27 protein-coding genes are annotated in these 25,221 nt (G+C 71.4%); 6 read left to right on the top strand and 21 right to left on the bottom strand.

Annotated elements, in window-relative coordinates; all coding sequences use genetic code 11:
* Positions 1-146: 146 nt before the first annotated feature.
* The 3 genes from QRN19_RS02565 to QRN19_RS02555 are packed head-to-tail and all read right to left on the bottom strand — an operon-like array spanning position 147 to position 2,490.
* On the bottom strand, positions 147-1,016 hold the full coding sequence (locus QRN19_RS02565) for a 5-oxoprolinase subunit C family protein (protein ID WP_285025043.1): 870 nt from the start codon (positions 1,014-1,016) through the stop codon (positions 147-149).
* A complete protein-coding gene (locus QRN19_RS02560; protein ID WP_285025042.1) occupies positions 1,013-1,708 on the bottom strand; it encodes a 5-oxoprolinase subunit B family protein in 696 nt (231 codons plus the stop codon). Before QRN19_RS02560 ends, QRN19_RS02565 begins: the two co-directional genes overlap by 4 nt.
* Complete coding sequence (locus QRN19_RS02555) at positions 1,702-2,490, bottom strand: LamB/YcsF family protein (RefSeq protein ID WP_285025041.1); 789 nt, start codon at positions 2,488-2,490, stop codon at positions 1,702-1,704. The genes QRN19_RS02560 and QRN19_RS02555 overlap by 7 nt, the downstream gene beginning before the upstream one ends.
* Positions 2,491-2,546: 56 nt before the next feature.
* On the opposite strand from QRN19_RS02555, the gene QRN19_RS02550 reads away from it, so the two are divergent.
* From QRN19_RS02550 to QRN19_RS02530, 5 genes are all read left to right on the top strand, one after another.
* Positions 2,547-3,401, top strand: coding sequence for a spermidine synthase (locus QRN19_RS02550; protein ID WP_285025040.1), 855 nt, complete (start codon positions 2,547-2,549; stop codon positions 3,399-3,401).
* Between the two features lie 2 nt (positions 3,402-3,403).
* The gene (locus QRN19_RS02545) at positions 3,404-4,636 is read left to right on the top strand and encodes a PQQ-dependent sugar dehydrogenase (protein WP_285025039.1); all 1,233 of its coding nucleotides are present in this window, start codon (positions 3,404-3,406) and stop codon (positions 4,634-4,636) included.
* Between the two features lie 73 nt (positions 4,637-4,709).
* Positions 4,710-5,234, top strand: coding sequence for a SprT-like domain-containing protein (locus tag QRN19_RS02540; RefSeq protein WP_285025038.1), 525 nt, complete (start codon positions 4,710-4,712; stop codon positions 5,232-5,234).
* Entirely contained in the window at positions 5,231-5,797 is a 567-nt protein-coding gene (locus QRN19_RS02535; RefSeq protein WP_285025037.1) for a DUF1697 domain-containing protein, read from the top strand. The genes QRN19_RS02540 and QRN19_RS02535 overlap by 4 nt, the downstream gene beginning before the upstream one ends.
* A 100-nt stretch (positions 5,798-5,897) precedes the next feature.
* Positions 5,898-6,719, top strand: coding sequence for a TspO/MBR family protein (locus QRN19_RS02530; protein ID WP_285025036.1), 822 nt, complete (start codon positions 5,898-5,900; stop codon positions 6,717-6,719).
* A gap of 27 nt (positions 6,720-6,746) precedes the next feature.
* Here the strand turns inward: QRN19_RS02530 and QRN19_RS02525 are convergent, their stop codons facing one another.
* The 4 genes from QRN19_RS02525 to QRN19_RS02510 form a co-directional block, all read right to left on the bottom strand.
* On the bottom strand, positions 6,747-7,250 hold the full coding sequence (locus tag QRN19_RS02525) for a DinB family protein (RefSeq protein ID WP_285025035.1): 504 nt from the start codon (positions 7,248-7,250) through the stop codon (positions 6,747-6,749).
* A complete protein-coding gene (locus tag QRN19_RS02520; RefSeq protein WP_085510219.1) occupies positions 7,250-7,552 on the bottom strand; it encodes a DUF427 domain-containing protein in 303 nt (100 codons plus the stop codon). Before QRN19_RS02520 ends, QRN19_RS02525 begins: the two co-directional genes overlap by 1 nt.
* Positions 7,553-7,561: 9 nt before the next feature.
* Entirely contained in the window at positions 7,562-8,212 is a 651-nt protein-coding gene (locus tag QRN19_RS02515; RefSeq protein ID WP_285025034.1) for a 2-phosphosulfolactate phosphatase, read from the bottom strand.
* A 193-nt stretch (positions 8,213-8,405) separates the two neighbouring features.
* Positions 8,406-8,879 carry an EVE domain-containing protein gene (locus QRN19_RS02510; RefSeq protein WP_121289600.1) on the bottom strand — a complete coding sequence of 158 codons (474 nt, stop codon included), beginning with the start codon at positions 8,877-8,879 and terminating at the stop codon, positions 8,406-8,408.
* 73 nt (positions 8,880-8,952) lie between these two features.
* Here QRN19_RS02510 and QRN19_RS02505 point away from each other — a divergent pair, with 73 nt between their 5' ends.
* Positions 8,953-9,480, top strand: a complete 528-nt coding sequence (locus QRN19_RS02505; RefSeq protein WP_229940281.1) for a hypothetical protein — start codon at positions 8,953-8,955, stop codon at positions 9,478-9,480.
* Between the two features lie 34 nt (positions 9,481-9,514).
* On the opposite strand, the gene QRN19_RS02500 is transcribed toward QRN19_RS02505, so the two are convergent.
* From QRN19_RS02500 to QRN19_RS02435, 14 genes are all read right to left on the bottom strand, one after another.
* On the bottom strand, positions 9,515-11,044 hold the full coding sequence (locus QRN19_RS02500; RefSeq protein WP_285025032.1) for an aldehyde dehydrogenase (NADP(+)): 1,530 nt from the start codon (positions 11,042-11,044) through the stop codon (positions 9,515-9,517).
* Between the two features lie 26 nt (positions 11,045-11,070).
* Entirely contained in the window at positions 11,071-12,072 is a 1,002-nt protein-coding gene (locus tag QRN19_RS02495; protein ID WP_285025030.1) for a proline racemase family protein, read from the bottom strand.
* A 55-nt stretch (positions 12,073-12,127) separates the two neighbouring features.
* Positions 12,128-13,042, bottom strand: coding sequence for a dihydrodipicolinate synthase family protein (locus tag QRN19_RS02490; protein WP_064294275.1), 915 nt, complete (start codon positions 13,040-13,042; stop codon positions 12,128-12,130).
* A 41-nt stretch (positions 13,043-13,083) separates the two neighbouring features.
* Entirely contained in the window at positions 13,084-14,601 is a 1,518-nt protein-coding gene (locus QRN19_RS02485) for an FAD/NAD(P)-dependent oxidoreductase (RefSeq protein ID WP_285025028.1), read from the bottom strand.
* On the bottom strand, positions 14,598-14,948 hold the full coding sequence (locus QRN19_RS02480) for a (2Fe-2S)-binding protein (protein ID WP_194599211.1): 351 nt from the start codon (positions 14,946-14,948) through the stop codon (positions 14,598-14,600). Before QRN19_RS02480 ends, QRN19_RS02485 begins: the two co-directional genes overlap by 4 nt.
* Complete coding sequence (locus QRN19_RS02475; protein ID WP_285025027.1) at positions 14,948-16,144, bottom strand: NAD(P)/FAD-dependent oxidoreductase; 1,197 nt, start codon at positions 16,142-16,144, stop codon at positions 14,948-14,950. Before QRN19_RS02475 ends, QRN19_RS02480 begins: the two co-directional genes overlap by 1 nt.
* Positions 16,145-16,262: 118 nt before the next feature.
* Positions 16,263-16,952, bottom strand: coding sequence for a GntR family transcriptional regulator (locus tag QRN19_RS02470; protein ID WP_285025026.1), 690 nt, complete (start codon positions 16,950-16,952; stop codon positions 16,263-16,265).
* Between the two features lie 29 nt (positions 16,953-16,981).
* The gene (locus QRN19_RS02465) at positions 16,982-18,472 is read right to left on the bottom strand and encodes an aminopeptidase P family protein (RefSeq protein ID WP_350224023.1); all 1,491 of its coding nucleotides are present in this window, start codon (positions 18,470-18,472) and stop codon (positions 16,982-16,984) included.
* Positions 18,469-19,782, bottom strand: coding sequence for an alpha/beta fold hydrolase (locus QRN19_RS02460; protein ID WP_285025025.1), 1,314 nt, complete (start codon positions 19,780-19,782; stop codon positions 18,469-18,471). Before QRN19_RS02460 ends, QRN19_RS02465 begins: the two co-directional genes overlap by 4 nt.
* Positions 19,779-20,657 carry an ABC transporter ATP-binding protein gene (locus QRN19_RS02455; protein ID WP_285025024.1) on the bottom strand — a complete coding sequence of 293 codons (879 nt, stop codon included), beginning with the start codon at positions 20,655-20,657 and terminating at the stop codon, positions 19,779-19,781. The genes QRN19_RS02460 and QRN19_RS02455 overlap by 4 nt, the downstream gene beginning before the upstream one ends.
* Positions 20,654-21,535, bottom strand: coding sequence for an ABC transporter ATP-binding protein (locus QRN19_RS02450; protein ID WP_285025023.1), 882 nt, complete (start codon positions 21,533-21,535; stop codon positions 20,654-20,656). The genes QRN19_RS02455 and QRN19_RS02450 overlap by 4 nt, the downstream gene beginning before the upstream one ends.
* Positions 21,532-22,527: an ABC transporter permease gene (locus QRN19_RS02445; protein ID WP_079705218.1), complete on the bottom strand. Its 996-nt coding sequence runs from the start codon at positions 22,525-22,527 to the stop codon at positions 21,532-21,534. Before QRN19_RS02445 ends, QRN19_RS02450 begins: the two co-directional genes overlap by 4 nt.
* Complete coding sequence (locus QRN19_RS02440) at positions 22,524-23,459, bottom strand: ABC transporter permease (protein ID WP_502928022.1); 936 nt, start codon at positions 23,457-23,459, stop codon at positions 22,524-22,526. The genes QRN19_RS02445 and QRN19_RS02440 overlap by 4 nt, the downstream gene beginning before the upstream one ends.
* A gap of 45 nt (positions 23,460-23,504) precedes the next feature.
* Positions 23,505-25,199 (bottom strand): ABC transporter substrate-binding protein, encoded by a 1,695-nt coding sequence (locus QRN19_RS02435; RefSeq protein WP_285025021.1) that lies wholly within the window; start codon positions 25,197-25,199, stop codon positions 23,505-23,507.
* Positions 25,200-25,221: the final 22 nt, after the last annotated feature.

Below are 25,221 nucleotides of genomic sequence, written 5' to 3'. Positions count from 1 at the left end.
GCACACCAGCCGACCGCAATATGAAGGCATAGAGATTCTGGGAGCGCAAAGAACAACTATATGCCGGAATCTTCGGCGTGTCTACTCTTTCCTTGACGAGTTTTCGACTTTCCGGTATAACCGCCGGGCCGCCCCCGGTGTTCCCGTCAGCCGGTGCTGAACCGCAGGCGCTGACCGGGCCGGAGTTGCGCCAGGAGGTCGCGGTCAGCGGTGCGCACGACCGCGACGACCGGATACCCGCCGGTGACGGGGTGGTCGGCCATGAGGATCGTCGGCAGACCGCTCGGCGGCACCTGGACCGCGCCGGCGACCATGCCCTCACTCGGCAGTTCCCGACCGGGTTCGAGACGCACGAGCGGCGTCCCGTCGAGGCGCATCCCGATCCGGTCGGCGTCGGCCGTCACGGTCCACGGATGCTCGACGAGACGCTGCAGGGAGGCGGCGTCGAACCAGTCGCGGCGGGGCCCCGGCGAGACCCGCACGAGCCGCTCCCCCGCGTCGGGTCGCGTCCAGGGCGCGATGTCGAGGGGTGGGATACGACGACGCGGCGTCGGCAGGACGTCGAGCCGGTCACCGGCGACGACCGGTGCCGGGCCGAGCCCCGCCAGAGTGTCGGACGACCTCGAGCCGAGGAGTTGCGGGCCGTCGAAGCCGCCGCGCACGGCGAGGACGTAGCGGAGCCCGTGGGTCGCCGCGCCGAGCTCGAACCGGGAACCGGCCGGCACACGGACGGCGTGGTGTCCGTCGACCGGTCGGCCGTCGACGGTGATCGCACCCCACGCACCGGTCACGGCGATCCAGAGGTCGACGTCGGGGACGGCCACGAACGGGCCCAGGACCACCTCGAGCGCCGCACGGCCCTCCGGATTGCCGACGAGACGGTTGGCGAGGCGCAGGGCACCGCGGTCGAGCGCGCCGGATGGGCTGACGCCGAGGGTCGCGGCGCCTGGTCGTCCCAGGTCCTGCACGGTGGTCGCCGGTCCGGCCGCCTCCACGAGCAGCGTCCCGCCCATCATGCGGGGACCTGCACGAACCGGACCCGACCGCCGGGGACGAGGAGGGCGGGTGGGTCCGCTGCGTCGTCCCAGAGGACGGCGTCGGCCGTCCCGATGATGCGCCACCCACCCGGGGACGCACGCGGGTAGACGCCGCTGAACGATCCGGCGAGCGCCACCGAACCCGCGGGGACGGTCGTCCGCGGCACGCTCAGGCGAGGGATCTGGAGCGGCGGGCCGATCGTCTCGTCCTCCCGCTCCGGCACGAGGTAGGCGAACCCCGGCGCGAAGCCGCTGAAGGCGACGGTCCAGGCGTGAGCGGTGTGCCAGGCGATGAGACCGTCGGCGTCCATGCCGACCAGCGCCGCGGTCTCGGCGAGGTCCTGGCCGTCGTAGCGGACGTGGATGACGGTGTCCGGCCGTCTCCCCGCCTCGTCGACAGCGCCGGTCGAGCCTCCCGCGCCGGGTGCGAGCGCCCGTTCCGCGGTGGCGAGCAACCAGGCCCCCACCGCGGCGAGCGCCGGGCCCCGCACGTCCGTCACGGCGAGCACGGTCCGGGCGGCCGGGACGAGGTCGACCAGCCCCGCCGGGCGCGAGGCGGCGAGCGCCCGGTGCACGAGCAGGACGTCCTCGAGCGATGCGAGTTCGAGGAGCACGGCCTCCGCCCCCATCGCTCGCAGCACGGGACCGGCGGAGGTGTCCGGGTTCACCACGGCGCGACCAGTTCGACGCCGGCCTCCAGCAGGGCGGCCCTGACCGCCATGGCGAGCGACACGGCGCCGGGGGTGTCGCCGTGCACGCAGAGCGAGACCGCGTCGAGTTCGACGTCTGCGCCGTCGACGCTGCTGATGCGTCGGTCGAGGACGAGGGAGACGGCCCGGTCGACGGCCGCCGTCTCATCGGTGACCAGCGCCCCGGGGGCATCGCGCGGGACGAGCGAGCCGTCGGAGCGGTAACCGCGGTCGACGAAGGCCTCCGCGACGAAGCGGAGTCCGGCGGCGAGGGTCTCCCGTTCGATCACGGAGCCGGGCATCCCGAGGACGGGTAGTGGTCGCCCGAGCTCCTCGGACGCCGTGACCACCGCGCGGACGACCGCGCGCGCCTGGTCCCGGTCGTGCGCGATCCGGTTGTAGAGGGCGCCGTGCGGCTTCACGTAAGCGAGAGGTGCGCCGACCCCGTCGGCCTCGCCGACCTCGTCGACCGCACGCTGCAGGGCGCGGAGCTGCTCCAGGACGTCGGTCTCGAGCACCTCGACGGGTACGTCCTGGTCGCGGCGCCCGAAGCCCGCCTCGTCCCGGTAGGACGGATGGGCGCCGAGCGACACCCCGTGGGCCGTCGAGCGGCGGACGGCATCGCGCATGGACGCGTCGTCCCCGGCATGGAAGCCGCAAGCGATGTTCGCGCTCGTGATCAGGGCGAACATGGCGTCGTCGTCGGCGGTCGGCACACCGCGCCAGACCTCGCCGAGGTCGCTGTTGAGGTCCACCTGCGCCACGGCCGCACCCCTTCCGCTCCGCCTCCCACCACTGCGGGAAAGTCTAGGGTGGGGGTATGGACGAGGCACAGGTACGACTCGGCGTCAGCGGATACCTGGCCAGGATCGAGGCCGACCGCTTCGTGCCGGGCACCTATCAGCTGGTGGTCGACGGCACGCCGCAGTCGCACGTCAACCTCGATCAGCCTGAGGAGCTCTTCTTCGAGTACGTCCAGCGGATCGGTCACATCATCGATGAGATCGCCGACCCCGGGCAACCGATCACGGCGGTGCACCTCGGTGCCGGCGCGCTCACCCTCCCCCGTTACGTGGAGGCGACGAGGCCGGGCTCGCGGCAGCAGGTCGTCGAACTCGAGCGCGAACTCATCGATCTCGTGCGCGAGCACCTCCCCTGGTCGAAGCGCGCCCAGATCCGCGTCCGATACGGCGACGCCCGCGAGATCGTCGCGAAGCTGCCGCCCGGCCTGCGGGGCACCGTCGACCTCGTCGTCGTCGACATCTTCAGCGGCGCCAACACGCCGGCCCATGTCACGAGCACGGAGTTCTACGCCTCGGCGGTCGAGCTGCTGTCGCCGACCGGCGTCATCGTCGTGAACGTCGCCGACGGCCGCGGACTGGCGTTCGCCCGCGGACAGGCCGCGACGCTCGCCGACTCCGTGTCGCACGTCGCCGCCCTCGCGGAGACGCAGATCCTCAAAGGCCGCCGCTTCGGCAACGTCGTCCTCGTCGGATCGAACACCGCCCTCCCACTCGACTTCCTGCCGAGGCTCCTCGCGGCCGGACCCCACCCCGCCAAGGCGGTGGCGGGCGCCGAGCTGCGCGCCTTCATCGCGGGCGCGCAGGTCGTGACGGACACGACCGCCGTCCCCTCCCCGAACCCCGCCCAGGGCATCTTCCAGACGAAGGGCTGACCTTGGCCACCACGCAGACGCCGCGACGACGGGGCCTGCGTGCGCCCGCCTCGCTCGCCACCCTGCTCGCCGCCGCCGCCCTGGCGCTCGTGGCCTGCACCGACGGAGAGCCACGATCACCGGGTACGGCCTCCCTCTCGCCCTCCCCCACGCCGAGCGCGTCCGCGTCGACGCCCACATCCGCGGTTCCCACCGGACCGGTCGCCCCGACCGGTGAGGCAACCACGGTCGTCGGCGGCCTCGACGCGCCCTGGTCGATGGTCCGACTCGCCTCGGGCAGCACGCTGGTGAGCCAGCGCGACGCGGGCGACGTCCTCGAGGTCGTCAGCGGCGGCGCGGTACGGCAGGTCGGCGTGGTCCCCGGGGTGGCCGCAGGAGGCGAGGGCGGGCTGCTCGGGCTCGCCGTCCTCGCGCCGGCGGGATCGGAGACCGCGGGAACCTGGCTCTACGCCTACCTGACGACGTCGTCCGACAACCGCATCGTGCGGTTCCCGCTCACGGGTGCGGCCGGGTCGTACGCGCTCGGCGGCGTCGAGGAGGTCCTCGTCGGCATCCCCCGGGCCGGGAACCACAACGGCGGACGCATCGCGTTCGGACCGGACGGCATGCTCTACGCCACCGCGGGTGACGCCGGTGACCGCGGCCTGGCTCAGGACGTGGACAGCCTCGGCGGGAAGATCCTGCGGCTCACGCCCGACGGCGCGGTGCCGGGCGACAACCCCTTCCCGGGATCGCCCGTCTACTCCCTCGGCCACCGCAACCCGCAGGGCATCGCGTGGGATCGCGACGGCGGCCTGTGGGCGAGCGAGTTCGGGCAGAACACCTGGGACGAGCTCAACCGGATCACCCCCGGTGGCAACTACGGCTGGCCGGTCGCCGAGGGCGTCGCCGGAGCCCAGGACATGATCGACCCGGTCGCGCAGTGGGCCACGGAGGACGCGAGCCCGAGCGGTCTCGCGATCATCGACGACACGATCTTCATGGCCTCGCTCCGCGGCGAGCGCCTGTACGGCATCACCGACGGCGTCCACGTCCCACCGGGGAGCAGCGCGCTCGTGGGCGTGATCGACGCGGTGCCCTACCTCGTCGGCGAGTTCGGACGGATCCGCGACGTCGTGGCCGGTCCGCCGGGGACCGCCTGGATCCTCACGAACAACACCGACGGCCGCGGTTCGCCCGGAGCCGAGGACGATCACATCGTCGAACTCCCCCTCGCCCCGCTCGCGGCCCGCTGAGGGTCCACCGCCACAGCTGTGGGACATCTCGCGCCTGCGGTCCGGTGTCGGTCGCCGGGAGTACCATCCAGGCATGGCAGAACTCAGTCGGGTCACGGCGTGGGCACAGGCGCTCATCGTGCTGCACCTCGACCCGACGGTGTGGACCTTCGGCTTCGACAACGCCAAGCGACGCGCCGGCCTGTGCAACTTCACGACGAAGCGGATCACCGTCTCGCGCTATCTCGCGGCGCGCTACGACGACGACGAGATCCACCAGATCCTCCTCCACGAGGTCGCGCACGCCCTCGCCGGGGCGCGCGCCGGGCACGGACCCAAGTGGCGCAAGGTCGCCGAGGAGCTCGGCTACGAGGGCTCGCGGCTCCACGAGGGCCAGACGGCCGACGAACTGGCGCCCTGGGTCGGCACCTGCCCCTCGGGCCATGTCCTCTACCGGCACCGGCGCCCGAGCCGGGCGACCTCCTGTGGCAAGTGCTCGCGCTCCTGGGACGAACGCTTCCTCCTCAGCTGGGTGCACCGGGAGGTCACGCCGGCCATGCGGCGTCGGGCGGCCGCGTTCGACGGGTCCACCCCGTCCGAGCCAGGCACCGGGTCATGACCGGCGGCGCGGTTCCCACCGACAGCTGGATCGCGCTCCTGCGCGGGGTCAACGTCGGCGGCGTCACGATCCGCTCCGCCGACCTCACCGAGGTGTTCCGATCGGCCGGGTTCACGGGAGTCCGCACCGTCCTCGCGAGCGGCAACGTCGTCTTCGACGACCCCGAGCACGAGCCCGGCGAGACGGCAGACGATGCACGCGGTGCGCTGAAACGGCGCATCGAGCGGGCGCTCGCGGACGCCTTCGGGTACGAGGCGTGGATCGTGCTGACGCATCAGCACGCTCTCACCGGCATCATCGAGGCCTACCCCTGGCCGGAGGCCGAGCAGGTCCAGCCGTACGTCATGTTCTCCTCCGAACAGACCTCCCTCGACGCCCTCCTCGCGTTCTCGGCGGCAGCCGGGGAGCAGCCCGACCGCGTCGCATCCGGCGACGGCGTCCTCTACTGGGAGGTCCCGAAGGGGTCGAGCACCGACACCGCCTTCGCGAAGGAGTCCTCGAAGGCCCGGTTCAAACCGCACGTCACCACGCGCAACCTGCGGACGCTGCGCAAGCTCCTCTGAGCAGTCGCTTCCGTGGCACCGGCGCAAGCCCATGCGAGGTGTTCCACGGTGGCGTACGCTGAATTGATCAGCTAGCTGCACAATTCTGGAGGCATGCGTCATGACCGGCACCGATTCACCCACCACCGCGGACCGCGTCCGGCAGATCGCCGTCGCCATCAGCGCGGTCCTCGCGATCATCGGCTCCTACATCGGGTCGGGAGCCGCCGGGGGGACGCAGGTCCAGAACGCGGCGAACGGCGCGTTGAGCGCCTCGTCGACGCCGATCGCACCGGACGGGCCCGCGTTCTCCATCTGGAGCATCATCTACCTCGGGCTCGTCGCCTATGCGGTCTGGCAGTTCCTGCCCTCGCAGACGACCCGCGAGCGCCACCGTCGTCTCGGCTACTGGGTCGTGGCGAGCCTGCTCCTGAACGCGGCGTGGATCCTCGTGGTGCAGGCGGGCTTCCTGATCCTCAGCGTGTTCGTGATCATCGCCCTCCTCGGTGTCCTGGCCCGCATCTTCGTGATCGTGCTCCGGACCAGGCCGTCCAGCATGGTCGACGCGATCATCACGGACGGCACGATGGGCCTCTACCTCGGGTGGGTGTGCGTCGCGACGGCGGCGAACATCACCGCTGCGCTCGTCGGATCCGGGATCGGGAGCGCGGACGGGCCGGCCGCCGGTGTCTGGGCGATCATCGTCCTCGCGGTCGCCGGAGCGGTCGGGATCCTGCTCGCGGTCGTCGGTCGTGGACGGATCGCCCCCATGCTGTCGCTCTGCTGGGGGCTCGCGTGGGTGGCCGTGGGCCGATTCACCGGCGAACTGCTCTCGACCGAAGCCGGGGTCACGGCACTGATCGTCGCGGTCGTGGTGGCCGTCGTCACCGTGGTCGTCCGCGTCTCGCGGGGACGCGACCGCGCAGCGCTCGTGGGCGCCTGACGCCCCGCACGCTCGACGGCCGCGGCGCTACTCGCCCGTGCGACCGTCGAGCTGTTCGCGGAGGACGTCGATGTGCCCGAGATGTCGGGCCGTCTCCTCGATCATGTGGAGCTCGATCCACCGCAGCGTGAACCGCTGGTCGTTGCCGAGGCAGACGTCGTCGAGCTGATACCGCGACGCCACCTCGCGGGACTCCGCACAGGCAGCCTCGTAGTCGGCGATGATCTCGGCCAGGCTGTCGTCGGGCGTGACGCGCCATTCGCCGTCGGGGTCGTCGTCGGTCCACCGTGCGGGGACGTCCGACTGCCCGTCCATGTCCCCGCGGAACCAGCTGCGCTCGACATCGGCGAGGTGTCGGATGACGCCCGAGACGGTCGTGATGCTCGGCAGCAGTCGCTTGGCCGCGAGCTCGTCGGAGAGTCCGCGCGCCTTCCAGACGATGCTGGCGCGCTGCAGATCGAGGAACCCCTCGATCGTCTCGCGCTCGCCACCGCGCTCAGGCGGCTGCGGGCGGTCGCCCCAGTCGGCCATCAGTCGACGACCTCGACCTCGTTCCCGAAGGCGACGTAGCCGGAGAAGTCCTTGCCGACCCGGTCGAACGCGGTCGGATACGGGGTCGGGTACGACCAGGCGACATCGGGTTTGACCTCGCCGCCGTCGGTGACCCCCCAGTACTGGGCGTCGCCCTTCCACGGGCAGTGGTACTGGGTGTCGGTCTCGACGAAGCGCTCACGGTTGAGGCTCGACGGCGGGAAGTACCAGTTGCCCTCGATCTTGATGAGCTCCGATTCGGGGGCTTCGGCGAGGACGGTGGTTCCGAGGAGTGCGCGCATGCGCCGAGACTACGCCCGGAACACGGCTCCGTCCAGGACCGGGACGACGCTTGACACGTCGACCTCGCGTGCCGCTTGGACGTGCTGTGTGGCACCCGCCTGCGCGAGCTGCTGGGCGGTGGCGGACGCGGACAGCAGGTGCCCGACGCCGTTGCGCAGCCCCTCGTACGCGGCGGCAGCGGCGGCCGCCTCCGGTGAGGTGAAGTCGATGCCGCGGAGCCCCAGCGCCTCGATCACGGCACCGGCACCGAAGAGGTCCTCGACGGCGAACCGGGTCTCGGCCGTGTCGTCGAGTTCACCGACCGCGATGACGACGATGCTCGTGCGCCGACCGAGCTCGGCCTGCTTCGCGATGATCCAGTCCGCGACCGCCGACCGGTTGCGCAGGCATCCGGCGACGACCGTCGCACCCGCGTCGGCGAGGAGCGTGGCGATCTGCGCCGTCTCTCCGCGGTCGTCCAGTTCGGCGAGGGCGACGGTCCCTCCGCCACTGACGCGCTGCTCGACGGAGGTCGTCGCGTGGAGCACGTCCACGACGACCGCGACGTCCGCCGACTCGATCCGCCCGGCTCCTGCCACACCCCAGTCGAACCTGACCTGATACTTCGTCTGGGCGAACGGCGGGTGGACGGGCGGCGGTGTGGCGGCTGCGGTACTCACCCGTTCATCGTATCCACGCGCACCCACCCACCCCACGACTGTTGCGTCCGAAGACCTCGGTGGGGGTGGGCGCCAGCGCGGTGCGCTGACGCGAGCGCGGGTCACTGGACGTGAGCGCGGGCCTCCGGAGGGGCGCGCTCATGCGCCAGACCCGCGCTGACGTCAGCGCACCGCGCTGGCGCACGGGCAGGGGTCAGCGGGAGGCGGTGGGGAAACGACGGTCGTCGGGGTGGGGCGGACGCATCTCGTTCCGGATGAGCTCGAAGTCGTGACGACTGAGCTCGAGGAACCCCCGTCGGAGCTGGACACCCCAGTTCCGGGTGAAGCTCGTGAAGTCGAGGAGCGCGAGCATCGGACGGATGGGCGCCTCGACCGCGTCCGGGTACCAGTCGACACTCCGCCGCCAGGGCCGCCAATCGGCACCGTCCGGTCGCGGCACGGCCGCCTGGTAGACGGTGTCGTCGGAGACCCGCCCGATCGCGGTGAACGCCTTGAGCGGCGCGCCGTCCGGAGTGCTGACCCGCGGCGAGTAGTACACGAAGCCGTCGGACTCCCGCATCTGGTCGAGACCGCCGCGCTGCCCGTGGTTGATCTGCACGAAGCCCTGCCGGACGCCGAGGACGACGTGATCCCGCTGGATCACGCCCAGCCAGTACCGGATCGCCATAGGCACAGTCTTCCCTACCGGCGCACCCCCTGCAGCCGCCGAGCCGCACATGCGACACTGAGGCATGCGCGTGATGCTGAAACTCGTCCTGGACTGTGATGTCGACGTCGCCTGGCGGGCACTCCGCTCCCCGGCCGTCCTGCGGGAGCTCTACAGCCCCGTCATGGGACTCGAGGCGCTCGACGCCGACGGGTTCCCCACCATCTGGGAGCCGGGAGCGCACCGCGTCCGTGTGAAGGCCGCCGGCGCGATCCCGGTCGGAGACCAGATCATCGACCTCGAGTTCATCGAGCGCCGCGACGGCACCCGCATCCTCCACGACCAGGGCGACCCGGTCAGCGGGCCGCTCAGCAAGCTCGCCGGGTGGGACCACCAGATGGCGGTCGCCCGCGACAAGCACGACCCGACGAAGACCCTCTACCGCGACCGACTCGTGATAACCGGCGCGATCGCCCCGCTTTACTGGTACCCGCTGTGGGCGACGTGGCAGTGGCGCGGTGCCCGCATCAAGGCGCTCGCGCCGAGCTGGGCCTACGACCCGCCGCTCCCCGGCGACGAGGAGGACGACGAGGTCGGCGCCACGGTCGAGGGCGCCATCTGACGCCTCGCCCGCCGAAGGCCCGCCCCGTCGCGCTTCAGCGCTGAGCCGCCTCGCCCCAGTGCGTCGACTCGCCCGCGGGGGCGATCGTCCGCGGGACACCGGTGGCCGACGACCGCAGCACCTCCGGCAAGAACCGGTCCGGCATGTTCTGGAACGCGACCGGCCGCAGGAAGCGGGTGATCGCGGCCGTCCCCACCGAGGTGCTCGAATCGTTCGTCGTCGCCGGCCACGGTCCACCGTGCTGCATGGCGGGCGTGACCGCGACGCCGGTGGGCCAACCGCCGAACAGCACCCGGCCGGCGTGCGCCGAGAGCTGCTGGACGAGCTCGACGAGGTCGTCGCTCGTCTCCTCCGCTCCCGCGTGCAGGGTGGCCGTCAGGTTGCCCTCGCAGAACCCCGCCACGAGCGGTGCGAGCGCCGTACCGGCCGGGACCTCGACGAGGATCGACAACGGACCGAAGGCCTCGTCGAGCAGCGCGTCCCGACCGGCCCGCAGCGCGTCGAGGGAGACCGCGACGATCGTGGGGGTCGCCCAGCCGTCGCCGTCCTCGTCGACCCGCAGCGAACCCTCGGCGATGATCCGCACGCCGTCGGTGCCGAGGATCGTGTCGCGCCTGGCCTGGTACCCGGCCGTGATGCGGTCGTTCAGGAGTCGGTGCTCGGGAACGGCGGCAGCAGCCTCGCGGATCGACCCGTCGAGCCCCGCGCCGTCCGGCAGGTAGACGAAACCGGGCTTCGTGCACAGCTGACCCGCCGAACCCGCGACACTCGTGACGAATCCCGTCGCGATGGCCGTTGCGGACTCGTCCAGGGCGGTCTGCGTCACGAACACCGGATTGACGCTGCCGAGCTCGCCGAAGAACGGGATCGGGACGGGGCGCGCCGCCGCGAGGTCCGCGAGGATCCGGCCGGCCCGGAGCGAGCCCGTGAAGGAACCGGCCCGGACGCGCTCGTCCTGCAGGGCGACGACGCCGGCCTCCTGGCCGATGATCGTCTGGAACACGCCGTCGGGCGCCCCGGCGGTGTGGAGCGCGGCCTCGACGACGGCCGCCGTCGCGAGCGAGAGCCGCGGGTGCCCGTCGTGCACCTTGAGGATCACCGGACATCCAGCCGCGAGGATCGACGCGGTGTCGCCACCGGCGACGGAGAAGGCGAACGGGAAGTTGCTCGCCGCGAAGTTCACGACCGGGCCGAGCGGCACGAGGACGCGGCGGAGTTCCGGGCGCGCGCCGAGCGCGAAGTCCGGGTCGGCCTCGTCGATCCGGACGTCGAGGTAGGAGCCGTCGACGATCGTCTCCGCGAAGAGCCGCAGCTGCACGGCGGTGCGGAGGAGCTCGCCACGGAGCCGGGCCTCGGCGAGCCCCGTCTCCACCATGCCGACCGGGACGAGCTCGTCCGCATGGGTCTGCAGGGCGTCGGCGACGGCGACGAGCGCGCGCGCACGGGCGTCCGCCGGCGTCGCGGCCCACGCGGGTGCCGCCGCGGCGGCTCCCCGGAGGACCTCCTCGAGCTGCTCGGGGGTGGTCTCAGCGATGGTGGCGTCGGGGGCTGGCGTGGTCGTCATGTGATCCTCCGGGATCGTGGTGTGGTTCAGAACTGGAAGCCGGTCGGGAACGGATCGGCGGGGTCGAGGAGGTAGGAGCCGATACCGGTGACCCAGGCCCGACCGGAGATGGTCGGGATGACGGCCGGCCTGCCCGCCACCGTCGTCTCGGCGATCAGCCGGCCGGTGAACCGGCTGCCGATGAAGGACTCGTTGACGAAGTCCTGGTCGAGCAGCAGCTCACCACGGGCCCAGAGCTCGGCCATGCGCGCCGAGGTGCCGGTGCCACAGGGCGAGCGGTCGAACCACCCCGGGAAGATGGCCATCGCATGCCGGGACAGCACGGCGTCGGATCCCGGCGCGATGAACTCGACGTGGTGGCAGTGGTCGAGGCCGGCGATCTCGGGGTGCACGGGCGGCGCCTGCTCGTTGATCGCCGCCATGATGCGCAGGCCGGCGTCGAGGATGTCCTGCTGACGGTCGCGGTCGAAGGGCAGGCCGACGTCGTCGAGGTCGACCATCGCGTAGAAGTTGCCGCCGAACGCGAGGCTGTACGGCACGGTGCCGAGGCCCGGCACCTCGATCGTGGCGTCGAGGCGGTCGACGTAGCTCGGGACGTTCTCGATCGTCACGCGGTCGGCGTGCCCGTCGCTGACGTCGACCCGCGCGATCACGAGTCCGGCGGGGGTGTCGAGCCGGATCGTCGTGACCGGCTCGACCACCTCCACCATGCCGGTCTCCACGAGGACTGTCGCGACCCCGATGGTGCCGTGCCCGCACATCGGCAGGCAACCGGACACCTCGATGTACACGACGCCCCAGTCGCAGTCCGCACGCGTGGACGGCTGCAGGATCGCCCCGCTCATCGCCGCGTGGCCGCGGGGCTCGTTCATGAGGAAGAGCCGCAGGTCGTCGAGGTGCTCCATGAAGTGGAGGCGCTTCTCGTTCATGGTCGTGCCGGGGATCACGCCGACCCCGCCGGTGACGACGCGGGTCGGCATGCCCTCGGTGTGCGAGTCGACCGCACTGATCATGCGGGAGGACTTCATGGTGTGCCTCTCAGGACTGGTGGTCGTGGTCGGGGTGTCGCGTCGGCCGCCAGACTCAGCGTGCCGCGAGGTAGTCGAGCGCGCGACGCGTCTGCGTCGTGACCTGCTCCGTCTGGAGCGCGTTCAGCGGACCGCGCGGCGGACGCGTCGGACCACCGTAGCTCTCGCCGGCGATGTCGATCGACAGCTTGATGGCCTGAACGAACTCCGTCTTCGAGTCCCACCCGAAGACCGGCACGAGCTCGCGGTAGAGGGTGCGGGCCTCGTCGACGCGACCGGAGGTGACGAGCGTGTACAGCTCGACGGCCTCGCGCGGGAAGGCGTTCGGGTAGCCGGCGAACCAGCCGACCGCGCCGGCGACGAGGGACTCGAAGAGGAGGTCGTCCGCCCCAGCGATGACGTCGAGGTCGGTCTTGTCCTGGATCTCGAGCACCCGACGGATGTCGGCCGAGAACTCCTTCACGGCGACCACGTGCTCGAGCTTGGCGAGCTCGACGAGCAGGTCGGGCGTGAGGTCGACCTTGGTGTCGATGGGGTTGTTGTAGGCCATGATCGGCAGGCCGACCTCGTCCACGCGGCTGTAGTGCTCGATGACCTCGTCGTCGTTCGCCCGGTAGATGGTGGGCGGCAGGAGGAGGACGCCGTCCGCGCCGTCCTCCTTCGCGTACTCGGCCCACTGCTGGGCCTGGTGCCAGCCGACGCCGTGCACCCCGGCGACGACGAGGCCGCGGTCGCCGACGGTGTCGACCGCGACCTGGATGACCTTGCGACGCTCGGCGTCCGTCAGCGACGAGTACTCGCCGAGCGAGCCGTTCGGGCCGACGCCGCGGCAGCCGTTCTCGATGAGCCAGTTGCAGTGCTCGGCGAAGCGGTCGTAGTCGACGGCGAGGCCTGCGGGCGCCGAGGCGTCCTCCTTGAACGCGAGGGTGGTCGCGACGATGACGCCGCCGAGGTCGAACTGCTTGGCCATGGGTGGTTCCTTTCCGAGGGAGTGGTGCGGAGACCGGTCGGTCATCCTGGGTGTTCGGCCGTCGGGGTCGACGGCGGTTCGTGGGGAGGGTGTCCCGGTGCCTGCGCGGCGAGTTCGCCGATGCGCAGCGGGGAGGCGATGGGCCGGCGGTCGCTCGAGACGCCGTCGATGAGGCCGTCGCCGCCGGATTCGGAGGCGACACGGTGGAGGAGCTCCTCGACGGTGCGACCGCACATGCGGCCCTGGCAGATCCCGAGCCCGGCACGCGTGCTGAGTTTGAGGGAGCGCAGGCCGGTCGCGCAGGTGGCGGTCGCCGTCGTCCGCAACGAGCCGTAGTCGACCTCCTCGCAGCGGCAGATGGTGGTGTCGTCCTCGAGCCAGTCGCTCCAGCCGGCCCCGATGCCGTGGGCGCGTTCGAGCCGGTCGGCGAAGGCGAGGAAGGTGTCGCGTCGGCTCACGGCGGCACGGATCCCGGAGGCACCGGGGAGTCCGCCGGCCGCAGCGTGTCCCGCGATCGCGCCCTCGGCGAGCGCGGCGTCGACGCCCCCGATCCCGGTGATCTCCCCCGCCGCGAAGACGGTCGGGACGCTCGTGCGCTGCTCGGCGTCGACCTGGACGAACCGGGCTTCGGTGAGCGCGCAGCCGACCGCGACGGGCAGTTCGAGCCGCGGGGTGAACCCGTGGCTGACGCAGACGGCGTCCGCCTCGACCGTGCGCTCGGTGCCGGGGATCGGCGACCAGTCGGCGTCGACGGCGGCGATGGTCACGCGCTCGACCCGGTCGGTGCCGTGCGCGGCGACCACCGCGTGGCCGACGCGGTACGGGATCCGGTGCCGCAGGTGGCCACCGACGTAGCCGAGCAGCTCACCGGCCTTCCCGGTCACGCCGAGCAGCTGCCAGGGCTTGGGGAGCCAGCCCTTGGCGAGTCCGCCGACGGTCGTGGCCTCGTAGACCCCGAGCACGCGTGACCCGGTCGCGGTCAGGGAGGCGGCCACCGGCAGGAGGAACGGTCCGGCACCGGCCACGACGACCCGCTGGCCGACGGCGACCCGCTCGCCCTTCGCGAGTGCCTGGGCGGCACCGGCCGAGAAGACGCCGGGGAGGTCCCAGCCGGGGAACGGAAGCGTGCGGTCGTGTGCGCCGGTCGCGAGGACGAGCGCATCCGGCCGGAGGGTGAGCGGCGTGCGGTCGGTGCCGTCCGGCGGTCCGATGAGGACGTGCAGGCGCAAGCCGGTCGCCCCGGAGGTGTCGTCGGAGCCGTGGTCGGTGGCGGCGCGGTCGACGTCGATCGCCCAGACCTGCGCCTCGGTGATCACCGAGCAGCCGTCGTCGGCGTCGAGCGCCGCACGCATGGCGACGAAGCGCTCGAACCCGTGATGCAGCGAGGCTTCGGCCGCGGACGGCCGGCTGGCCGGCAGGTGCCGCCAGTACTGACCGCCGAGCTCGTCCGAGGCGTCGAGCAGCGTGACGGACGCACCGAGTGCCCGGGCGGCGAGCGCGGCCTGGAGCCCGGCTGGCCCTGCGCCGACGACGACGACCTCGCGCTGCCGGGCGCTCATGTCCGGTCCCCGAACGGGTCGTTCTCCGTCGTGGGTTCCGGAAGGGCGTCGTGTTGCGTCTCGATGCGGTCGCCGTCCGCGGCGCGACGCTGGCAGGCGCGGACGTCCCGCTGGCCGTTCACCGTGACGATGCAGTCGAAGCAGACCCCGATGCCGCAGAAGACGCCGCGTGGCTTCCCGGAGCCGCTCGTGCGGCGCCAGGCGAGGACACCGGACCCCAACAGGACGCCGGCGATCGTCTGGCCGCGGAGTCCGTCGACGGGCGTCCCGTCGAGGTCGATGCGCAGCGCGTCCTCCGTGCCGGGCACGATGCGGTCGTCCGTCGCGGGCAGTCGTCTCGAGACCATCAGGCCACCTCCGCCGGCCGGTCGACGCGCAGGTGCGGGGCGAGGCCCGGGCGGTCGAGTTGGAACGGGGCGTCGTCGAGGTCGGTGGATCCACCGAGCAGGCGGGCGGCGATGAGTTCAGCGGTCGCGAGGGCCAGTCCGATGCCGGCGCCCTCGTGACCCGTCGCGTGCCACAGGCCGTCCACGCGGTGGTCGGGGCCGATGACCGGGAGGTGGTCGAGCATGTACGGCCGGAAGCCACCGTAGCTGCGCATGACCGAGGCGTCGCGGAGGAAGGGGAAGAGGCGCAACGACTTGGCCGCCACCTCGCGGAGCACGTCGACGTCGAGGCGCGCGTCGAACCCGATCTGCTGCCGGCTCGAGCCGATGAGGACGGTGCCAGCAGCGGTCGACTCGACGACGCTCGAGGTCTGGAGCGAGGCGTCGCTCGACTGCGTGGCCCCGAAGTAGTCGCCGTCGTAGACCTTGTGGTGCACGCGGTGCGGCATGCGGGTGGTGACGAGGACCATGCCGCGACGGGGACGGACCGGGACGGGTGCGCCGAGCAGGTCCCCGAGTTCGGCCGACCACGGTCCGGCGGAGACGAGGACCGCGTCACCCGAGACGTCGCCCACGGAGGTCCGGACACCCGTGAGGCGACCGGTCGCGCTCCGGACGCCGCCCGTCACGGTGACGCCGGTGCGCACGATCGCGCCCGCCAGCCGGGCCGAGGCGAGCAGGGCCTCCGTGGCGATGACGGGCTGGACCTGGGCGTCCTCGGGATAGTGGACGGCCGCCGTGGACGAGCGGGTGATCGACGGCTCCGCAGCGAGCAGCTCGTCCTCGGTGAGGGGGCGGGCGTCGACACCGGCGGCGCGCTGGGCGGCGGCGAAGTCGAGCAGCGGCTGCGCGCCGGCCTCGGTGGTGGCGACGACGATGCCGCCCTTGCGCTCGAACTCGATGCTCGGAAAGGTCGGTCCCAGTTCGGCCGCCAGTTCGGCGGTGACGACTGGCCAGAGGCGTGAGGCGTACCGGGCGAGGTCGAGTTCGGGGCCGGGCCCCTTGTCGGAGACGAGGAGGTTCCCCTCCCCCGAGCCGCTCGTGCCACCGGCGGCAGCTGAACGATCGAGCACGACGACCTCGGCTCCACGGCGGGCGAGGATCCGCGCGCAGGCCGCACCGACGATGCCGGCGCCGACGATGACGATGCGGGTCACGGGCGGTCCTCTCGGTCGGTGCAGGGAAGGGCTCTCAGTAATGTGTCACACATTCATTGAACAGGCAAGCGTGCACGATCGCGGATCCTGGTCGAGGTCCGCGCACGCACGCCCGGGGCTACTCGGCGTCGGATTCGGGCTTGCCGGCCCACCAGCCGGTGGTGTGCCCGATGTGTCGATGCATGAGCTCGCGGGCGGCGGGCCCGTCACCCCGCTCGAGGGCGTCGAGAAGCTCGTGGTGCTCCACGGCCGAGCGGTCGAGCTGCTGCGAGTCGAGCATGGCGGCCAGCCCGACGAGCCGGGTGCGTCCGCGGAGGTCGGCGACGAGCTCGACGAGGAGCGGGTTGCCGAGTTTCGCGGTGAGCGCGAGGTGGAAGGCCTGGTCGGCTTCGAGGTACCGGGTCAGGTCGCCGTCGCGCGCACCGGCGACGATGTCGTCCGCCTGCTGCCGGAGCTCGGGCAGCGACTCGTGGTCGAAGACCTCGGCGAGGTCCGCCATCGCGGGCGGCTCGAGCAGCTGGCGGATCTGTGCCGTGTTGCGGAGCGAGGCCTCGCTGACGACCGTGACGCGGAAGCCCTTGTTCCGGACCGCCTCCACGAAGTCGCGCTTCTCGAGATCGAGCATTGCTTCGCGGACCGGGGTCGCCGAGACGTTGAACTGCACCGCGAGCGTCGGTACCGAGATCATCGTCCCCGGCGCGAGCTCACCCGAGATGATCGCCGCGGACACCGCCCGCTCCACCTGCGCCCGCAGGCTCAGCCGTTCCTCGGCCGGTCGGATCGCCGACATGCCCATCGCGACTCCCATCCTTCGTCTCCCACCACGGTCCGCTCAGGTTACTGGGCGCGCATCCACGCTTCGATGCCCGACGCGTCGATCGGCAGCGCATCCGACAGCACTTCGACGCCGTCGGCGGTCACGAGGAGGTCGTCCTCGAGCCGGACGCCGATGCCGCGCAGTTCCGGCGGCACGGTCTCGTCGAAGGCGTGGAAGTACAACCCCGGCTCGACCGTGAGCACCATGCCGGGCGCCATCGAGCCACCCTGGTAGGCCTCGTAGGAGGATTTCGCGCAGTCATGGACGTCGAGGCCGAGGTGGTGACCGATGCCGCACACGAGGTAGCGACGGTGGTGCTGGCCGGCGGGACTGAGCGCCTCGTCGACGGACACCGGCAGGAGGTCCCAGTCGTGGAGTCCCTGCGCGATGACCTCCATGGCCGCGTGGTGGAAGTCGGTGAAGTCGCGGCCCGGGCGGACGGCGGCCATCCCGGCGCGGTGGGACGCCTCGACGAGGTCGTGGACCCGTCGCTGCTCCGGGCTGAAGGTGCCCGAGACGGGGAAGGTCCGGGTGACGTCCGCCGTGTAGAACGCACGCGTCTCCACGCCCATGTCGAGCAAGATCGCGTCCTCGGGGCGGACCGGGCCGTCGCAGCGCACCCAGTGGAGCGTTGGTGCGTGCGCGCCGCTCCCGACGATGGTCGAGTAGCCGGGGCCGTTCCCGGTGGTGCGGGCGTGTCGGTCGAAGGTCCCCTGCAGCCAGCGCTCACCGCCACCGGCGACGGCTGTCGGCAGCTCCCGGATCACGGCGGAGAACCCGCCGACGGTCGCGTCGACCGCTCGCCGCAACTCCGCGATCTCCCACGCGTCCTTGATCATGCGCAGTTCCGAGAGCACGCGGCCGAGTTCCGGCGCGATCGTCAGCGGTTCGAGCGCGCGATGCCGCGAGGTCAGGGTTCCTGCGAGGAGCGGCCGTTCGACGCCTCGGAGCGCGTCGGGCAGCGCGGCGAGCACCTCGACCCGGAGGTCGAGGACCGCCGACCAGTCGGCCGGCCCCGGCGCGGAGCCGACCCAGAGCTCGCCGTGGTTGGCGTCGGCGAAGAACCCGGTCTCGCCCGGGTGCGCCGGTGCCGGGATGTACAACGTCGCGTCGTGGCCGGCACCGCTCGGACACAGCACGAGGACCGCGTCCTCGGCGGAGCAGCCGGTGAGCCAGAAGAAGTCGCTGTCGGGGCGGAAGTCGTAGTTCGCGTCGTTGGCGCGGACGGGCGCGCGACCGGCGGCGACGACGAGCGCGTGCCCGACGAACGCCTGGCTCAGCCGACGACGGTGCTCGGCCGCGGCCGCGGCGATCCCGGGCTCGACCGGCGGCGTGCGGTCGGGGGTGCCCCAGCCGGTGCCGAGGAACTCGCGGAACGCCGGCACCTCTGCCAGGCGGGGCAGCTTCGGATCCGGGGTCGCCGGGCGTGGCATGGACGTGGCGGGTGCCTCCGTGGTGGCCGGGGCGAGCCCCGCCGTCTGCTCGGGCGACTGCTGCTGCGTGTCGGTCATGCCTGCTCCTCATCCGCGCGACGGCCGCCGCGCTCGTCCACCATCGAAAACAGGCGGCGCACCACGGCGGCGTCCTGGATCCCGTCGTGCTCGTACTCGTTCGTGACCCAGGCGGTCGCCCCGCCGACGGCGTCGACCGTCTCCAACTGCAGCTGCGCGTCCACGTACATGTCGTCGAAGTACACGGCCGCGGCGAGCGGCACCCTGCTCGACTGCAGGACCGCGGGGTCGTACAGCGGGTCCCAGTCGGTCTTCGCCGCCAGTCGCTCCACCGCCCCCTGGAAGGGCCGGAGCGAGCGGATCTCCTCGAACATCCACGGGTACACCATCTCGCCGGTGAACAGCAGCGGCCTCGCCGTCTCGGCGAACGCCGGCCGTGCATCGCGCTCGGCCTGTGCGGCCCAGCCCGTCGCGCCAGCGCCGGCGGCACCGTAGATGGTCTCCTGCATCGCGATGAAGAGGGGGTTGTCGATGTAGGACGTCCTCGCCCAGACCTGCGCCAGGAAGGTGTCGCTCAGGCGGTCGCCGCTGTCGAACGCCTCGTCGAGGAGCCAGTGGAGGCGCTCGTAGCCGGGCTTCATCCCGAAGTCGATCCCGAGGTTCTGGAAGCGCCGCACGGTGAGTCGATCGCGGTCCGGCAGGAGGACCTCGTCGGCGGCGAGTCGGTCGGCGATCCGCGCGACGGTCTCGACGTCCTGGGGGTACCGCTCGGCGAAGGCCCGGTTCTTGCGCTCGGTACGCGGATAGGTGCGGCGGTAGACCTCCGCCGCCGACGGCTGGATGCCCGCGAGACCGCCGGTGACGTAGCAGGCGGCCAGTCCCTCCGGCGCTCGCGAGAGGTAGGTGAGGGTGAGGAACCCGCCGTAGCTCTGACCGAGCGTCGACCAGCGACGGCCACCGAAGACGGTGCGGCGCAGGTACTCGGCGTCGTCGACGATCGAGTCGGCCCGGAAGCGTTCCAGGTACTCGGCCTGGGCCGCGGCGTCACCGACGGCCGCGATGGACCGCCCGTCGATCCTGGTGCTCCGACCGGTGCCGCGCTGGTCGAGCAGCACGAGGCGGAAGGTGCGGAGAGCTTCGGCGATCCAGCCGTCCCTGGACACCGGACGCGGGCCCTTGCCACCCGGTCCGCCCTGGAGGAACACGAGCACCGGGAGCGGCTCGTCGCGGCGCAGGGGGTCGACGAGTTCGCGCGCGAACAGGCTGATCGTGCGGCCGTCGTCGGGCCGCCGCCAGTCCAGCGGGACGTCGACCGTGTGGTCGGTCACGTGGATCCCCGGCAGCAGGGAGGTGGTGGTGCGGTGGGTCATGCCTCTGTCCTTCCGGCGGCCGATCCGTGCGTCCGCTCCTGTTCGAGCATGGTGGCACGCGCGGCCTCCCAGCTCGGGTCGATCGTGGGCACGGCGGCGAGCAGGGTCTTCGTGTAGTCGTCCTGCGGGTGGTCGAAGATCGCCTCGCGGTCCCCCTGCTCGACCACCTTGCCCCGGTGCATGACGGCGACGTCGTGGGCGATCTGCCGCACGACGGCGAGGTCGTGCGCGATGAACAGGTAGCTCAGACCGCGCTCGGCCTGCAGGTCGCGCAGCAGGTCGATGATGCGTGCCTGCACCGACACGTCGAGCGCCGACACCGCCTCGTCGCAGATCACGAGCTTCGGGGAGACGGCGAGCGCCCGGGCGATCCCGATGCGCTGGGCCTGGCCGCCGGAGAACTGCCGCGGGTAGCGCTGGAGGTGGTCGGGGTTCAGGCCGACGCGGTCGAGCAGGTCGCGCACGAGGGCGCGCTTGCCCTGCTTCGGGGTGATCCCCTGGTAGTCGAGCGGTGCCGACACGATGCGCTCGACGGTGTGCCGCGGGTTGAGGGAGGAGAACGGGTCCTGGAAGACGACCTGCACCTTCGTCCGGAACGCGGCGAGCGCCGTCCCACGCGCGGCGGTGACGTCCTCGCCGTCGAAGGTGATCGTTCCGGCGGTGGGTTCGATGAGCTTCGCGATCATCCGTGCGGTCGTCGACTTGCCGCTGCCCGACTCCCCGACGATGCCGAGCGTCTCGCCGGCGCGGACGGCGAACCCGACGTCGTCGACGGCGCGGAACTGCGTGGTCCGTGCGCGGAACGCCCCGTCACCCTTGGTCGTGAAGTCCTTCGTGAGCCCGGTGGCCCGCAGGAGCACTGGTGCGTCGTTCATGCCTGTCCCTCTCCGGTCGTGGCGGGTGCCGTCGGCCGCTCGGAGAACGGGTCGTCGATCCGCGGGAGGGCGTCGAGCAGTGCGCGGGTGTAGGGCGCCTGCGGTCGGGAGAAGATCTGCTCGGCGGTCCCCATCTCGACGGGGTCGCCGCCGCGCATGACGAGCACGTCGTCGGCGACCTGGCTGACGACGGCGAGGTCGTGGGTGATGAAGATCATGCCGGTGCCGGTCTCCCGTTGCAGTTCGGAGAGGAGGTCGAGGATCTGCGCCTGGACGGTGACGTCGAGCGCCGTCGTCGGTTCGTCCGCGATGAGCAGGTCGGGTTCCAGGCAGAGCGCCATGGCGATCATGATGCGCTGCCGCATGCCGCCCGAGAACTGATGCGGGTAGTGGTCGACGCGCCGGGAGGCGTCCGCGATGCGGACCCGTTCGAGGGCTTCGATCGTGACGGCCCTGGCGGCCTTCCGGGAACCGCCGCGATGGGCGCGGTACGCCTCCTCGATCTGCAGCCCGACGGTGTAGTACGGGTTGAGCGAGGAGAGCGGGTCCTGGAAGACCATCGCGATCCGGTCGCCACGGACGCGACGCATCTCGCGGTCGCTGCGCCCGACGAGCTCGTGTCCGCTCAGTCGGACGCTGCCGGTCGTGCGCCCGCCGTTCGGGAGCAGCCCCATGATCGCGAGCGAGGTCATGGACTTGCCGGAGCCGGACTCGCCCACGATGCCGAGGGTCTGGCCGTGCTGGACCGCGAACGACGCCTTCCGCACCACGTCGACGTCGCCGGAGGTGGTCGGGAAGGTGACCGTGAGGTCGTCGACCTCGAGCAGCGCTGCACCGGGGACGGGCAGGGAGATGGTCCTGGTGACGGTGGGGCTCATGCGCTCTTCACTCTCACTCTCGGGTCGAGGAACGTGTACACGACGTCGACCACGACGTTGCCGATGACCACGAAGAACGCGGCCAGGAGGGTGACGCCCATGATGACGGGCTGGTCGTTCTTCGCGATCGAGTCGGCGGCGAGCTTGCCGACACCGTTCAGTCCGAACACCGTCTCGGTGATGAGGGCTCCACCGAGGAGGCCCGCGAAGTCCATGCCGAAGAGCGTGACGACGGGGGTGAGCGCCGGCCGCAGCGCGTGGCGGCGCAGGATGAGGGGCGCGGGCAGGCCCTTCGCCCGGGCGGTCCGCATGAAGTTCTCGCCGAGGGTGTCGATGACGTTCGCGCGGACGAGCCTCGCGTACATCGACGCGTAGCCGAGGGCGAGCACGATCCACGGCATGAGGTAGTTCTGGAACCAGCGGACCGGGTCTTCGGCGAAGGGCACGGCCTGCGGGAACGGCAGGATCTGCAGTTGCACCACGAGGACGTACTGCAGGAGGAGCGCGAGGAAGTAGTTCGGCAGGCTGATGCCGGCGAGGGCGACCATCATCGCCCCACGGTCCCAGCCGGTCCCCTGCTTGACGGCGCTGAGCAGGCCACCGCTGACGCCGACGAGCAGCCACAGGACCGCTGCACCGATCGCGACCGTCGCGGTCACGGGGAAGCGCGCGGTGATCATGTCCATGACGGACTCGTTGGTCTGGAAGCTGAAGCCGAGGCACGGCGCGGCACAGGAGACCGCGGACGCGCCCTCCCCGTAGCTCCGACCCATGACGATCCCCCGGATGAACTCGAGGTACTGCTGCCAGAACGGCTGGTCGAGCCCGAGCTGCGCCCGGATCTGGTCGATGCGGTCGGGGGTGCAGGTCTTGCCGCAGATCTGCACCGCCGGGTCGGGCGACAGCAGGAAGAAGATGACGTAGGTGAAGAGGCTGATGAGCAGCAGGATGCCGATCGCCGACGCGATCCGGCGCAGGAGGTAGAGGGTCATGAGGCGGCGTCTCCCGAGTCGAGGGCCTTGCGCAGGCGGTCGCCGAGCACGGTGAAGGACAGCACCGTGAGGAACAGGAAGGTGCCGGGGATGAGGAAGTACATCGGGTCGACCGCGTACCAGCCGACCGCGGTCGCGATCATCTGGCCCCAGCTCGGCGTGGGCGGGGTGACGCCGACGCCGAGGAAGGAGAGGCCCGCCTCCGTGCCGATGTAGCCGGGAACGGCGAGGGTGGCCAGGACGATGATGGTGCCGCGGAGGTTCGGCAGGATCTCGCGGAAGACGATGCGGATGCCCCCGGCGCCCGACGCGCGCGCCGACTCGACGAACTCGCTCGTCCGCAGCGACATGGCCTGACCGCGCACCACCCGAGCCGTGTAGGGCCAACCGAAGAGACTCAGCACGACGACGAGCAGGACCGGTCGGTTGCCGGCGGGCAGGGCCGACAGGAGCGCGATCATGAAGATGAGCGACGGGAACGCCATGAGGAAGTCCATGACGCGGGAGACGACCTGGTCGACCCACCCGCCGTAGAAGCCGGCGAGCATGCCGAGCACGACGCCGAGCACGGTCGTGACGATCGTCGCCGAGACGGCGATCGACAGCGACACCTGCGCACCGAAGGCGATGCGCGCGAAGATGTCGCGTCCGTTCCCGGGTTCGACCCCGAACCAGTGCTCGGCGGAGATCCCGCCGAGGTTGCCGATCGGCACGCCGCCGAGGTCGGAGTCCACCGCCGACTTGTCGAAGGTGTACGGACCCCAGTCGCTGATGGCGGTGATCAGCGGGGCGAGGATCGCGAGCAGCACGACGAGCACGATGAACGCGACGCTGAGCAGCACCGGCGGGCTGGAGCGGAGGGTGGCGATCACCCGCCGCGCGGGGGTGGGCGCACCGACCGGCGCACCCACCTCCTCGGCGACGGTGGTCAGCTCACTGGGAACGGACGACGACATCTGCGGCTACCGGCTTTCCGACTACTTGCCGGCCGAGGACAGGCCGACGGACACGTAGTCGATGCCACCGGAGTACCCGGCGTGCGAGTACGCACCGGCGACGTTGGCTCCGACGACCATGACCGTCTTCTCGAACAGCAGCGGCACCGTCGGCACGAGCTTCTGGATCTGCTCGTCGAGCGCACCCCAAGCGGCGTTGGCCTCGTCGGTGTCGGTCATCGCGCGGATCTCGGCGATACGCTCGTTGACGGCGGGGTCGTTCAGCTGCGCGATGTTCGAGTTGCCCTTCGGGAAGATCTGCGAACCGTCGAAGAGCGGCGGCAGGAAGGTCGAGCCCGAGGCCCAGTCCGGGCACCAGCCGGTGATGGCTGCGTCGTTCTGCTGCGACGTCGTGCCGATGACCTCGTAGTAGGTCGAGGTGTCGATGAGGTTGAAGTTCACCGTGATGCCGGCCTTCGCGAGCGCCTGCTGCACCGCCTCGGCCTGCGCCTGCATCTTGGGCTGACTGCGGATGTCGAGCGTGAAGGAGAAGCCGTCGGGCAGACCCGCCTCGGCGAGGAGTTCCTTGGCCTTCTCCGGGTCACCGGCGTTGTCCTTGCTCGGGTAGAGGTCGAAGTCGGTCTGACCCGCGACCGTCGGCGGCAGCATGGTGGTCGCGATGTCCGCGAGCTGCGATCCGCCCGAGGCGTCCTTCACCGACTCGCGGTCGATGGCGTAGGCGATGGCCTGGCGGACCAGCGGGTTGTCCATGTTCGGCTTGGTCGTGTTCAGACCCATGTACGTCGTGCAGCCCTGGAGGCCGGCGATGGTGCGTGCCTTGAGTGCCGGCGTCTGGATCCGGGAGATGGAGGCAGCCTGGACGGACCCGGCGATCGCGTTCGCATCGTCACCCTGGCCGGCGATCATGCGCTCGTCGATGGTCGAGGCGTCGAGGCCGAAGGTGAAGTCGAAGCCGTCCGGGTAGGCCTTGCGGACGTCGTCCGTCTTCGGGTCCCACGAGTCGTTGCGGACGAGCTTCAGCTGCGAACCGCGCTCGTAGCTGTCGACCTTGTAGGGGCCGGAGGCGATCGGCATCTTGTCGAGGCTCGTCGTCGTCACCCGCTCGGTGTCGGCCGGGAAGGGCGTGAAGCTGTTCTGTCCGACGACGCTCGCGAAGTCGGCGAACGGCTCCTTGAGCGTGAACACGATGGTCTGGTCGTCCGGCGTCTGGATGGACGGCAGGTCACCCGAGATGTACGGGCCCTCGTACGCGTCCGTGCCGGCGATCGTGAGGCGGGCGTAGGGCGATCCGACGGCGATGGCCGGGTCGAAGGAGCGCTCGACGCCGAACTTCACATCCTTGCTCGTGATCGGCGTGCCGTCTTCGAACTTGAGGTCGTCCTTGAGCGTGAACGTCCACTGGAGGCCGTCGTCGCTCACCGTGCCGAGGTCGGTCGCGAGGTCGGGGACCATCTCGGTGCCTTTGGCGCCCTCGCCCGTGGACTGCGTCGTCAACGTGCGGTAGATGAGGCGGTAGAAGTTGTTCACGCCGCCGTCGAAGCCCTGGACCGGGTCGAGGTGCGAGAAGTCCGCGTTCAGGAGGACGTCGACGGTGCCGCCCTTCACCGGGGTGCTGGACGGTCCGTCACCTCCTGAGCCCGAACCCGCGGAGGTACACCCCGCGAGGAGGAGGACGGCCGCCGCCGCGAGGGCGGGGATGGAGAATCGTTGCTTCATGACGCTCTGCTTTCGTGTCGAT

Source organism: Plantibacter sp. ME-Dv--P-122b, assembly GCF_030209375.1.
In the GTDB taxonomy this organism is placed as follows: Bacteria; Actinomycetota; Actinomycetes; order Actinomycetales; family Microbacteriaceae; genus Plantibacter.
The sequence above is the reverse complement of the archived record's forward strand: the minus strand, read 5'-3'. Positions and strand labels throughout refer to the sequence as shown.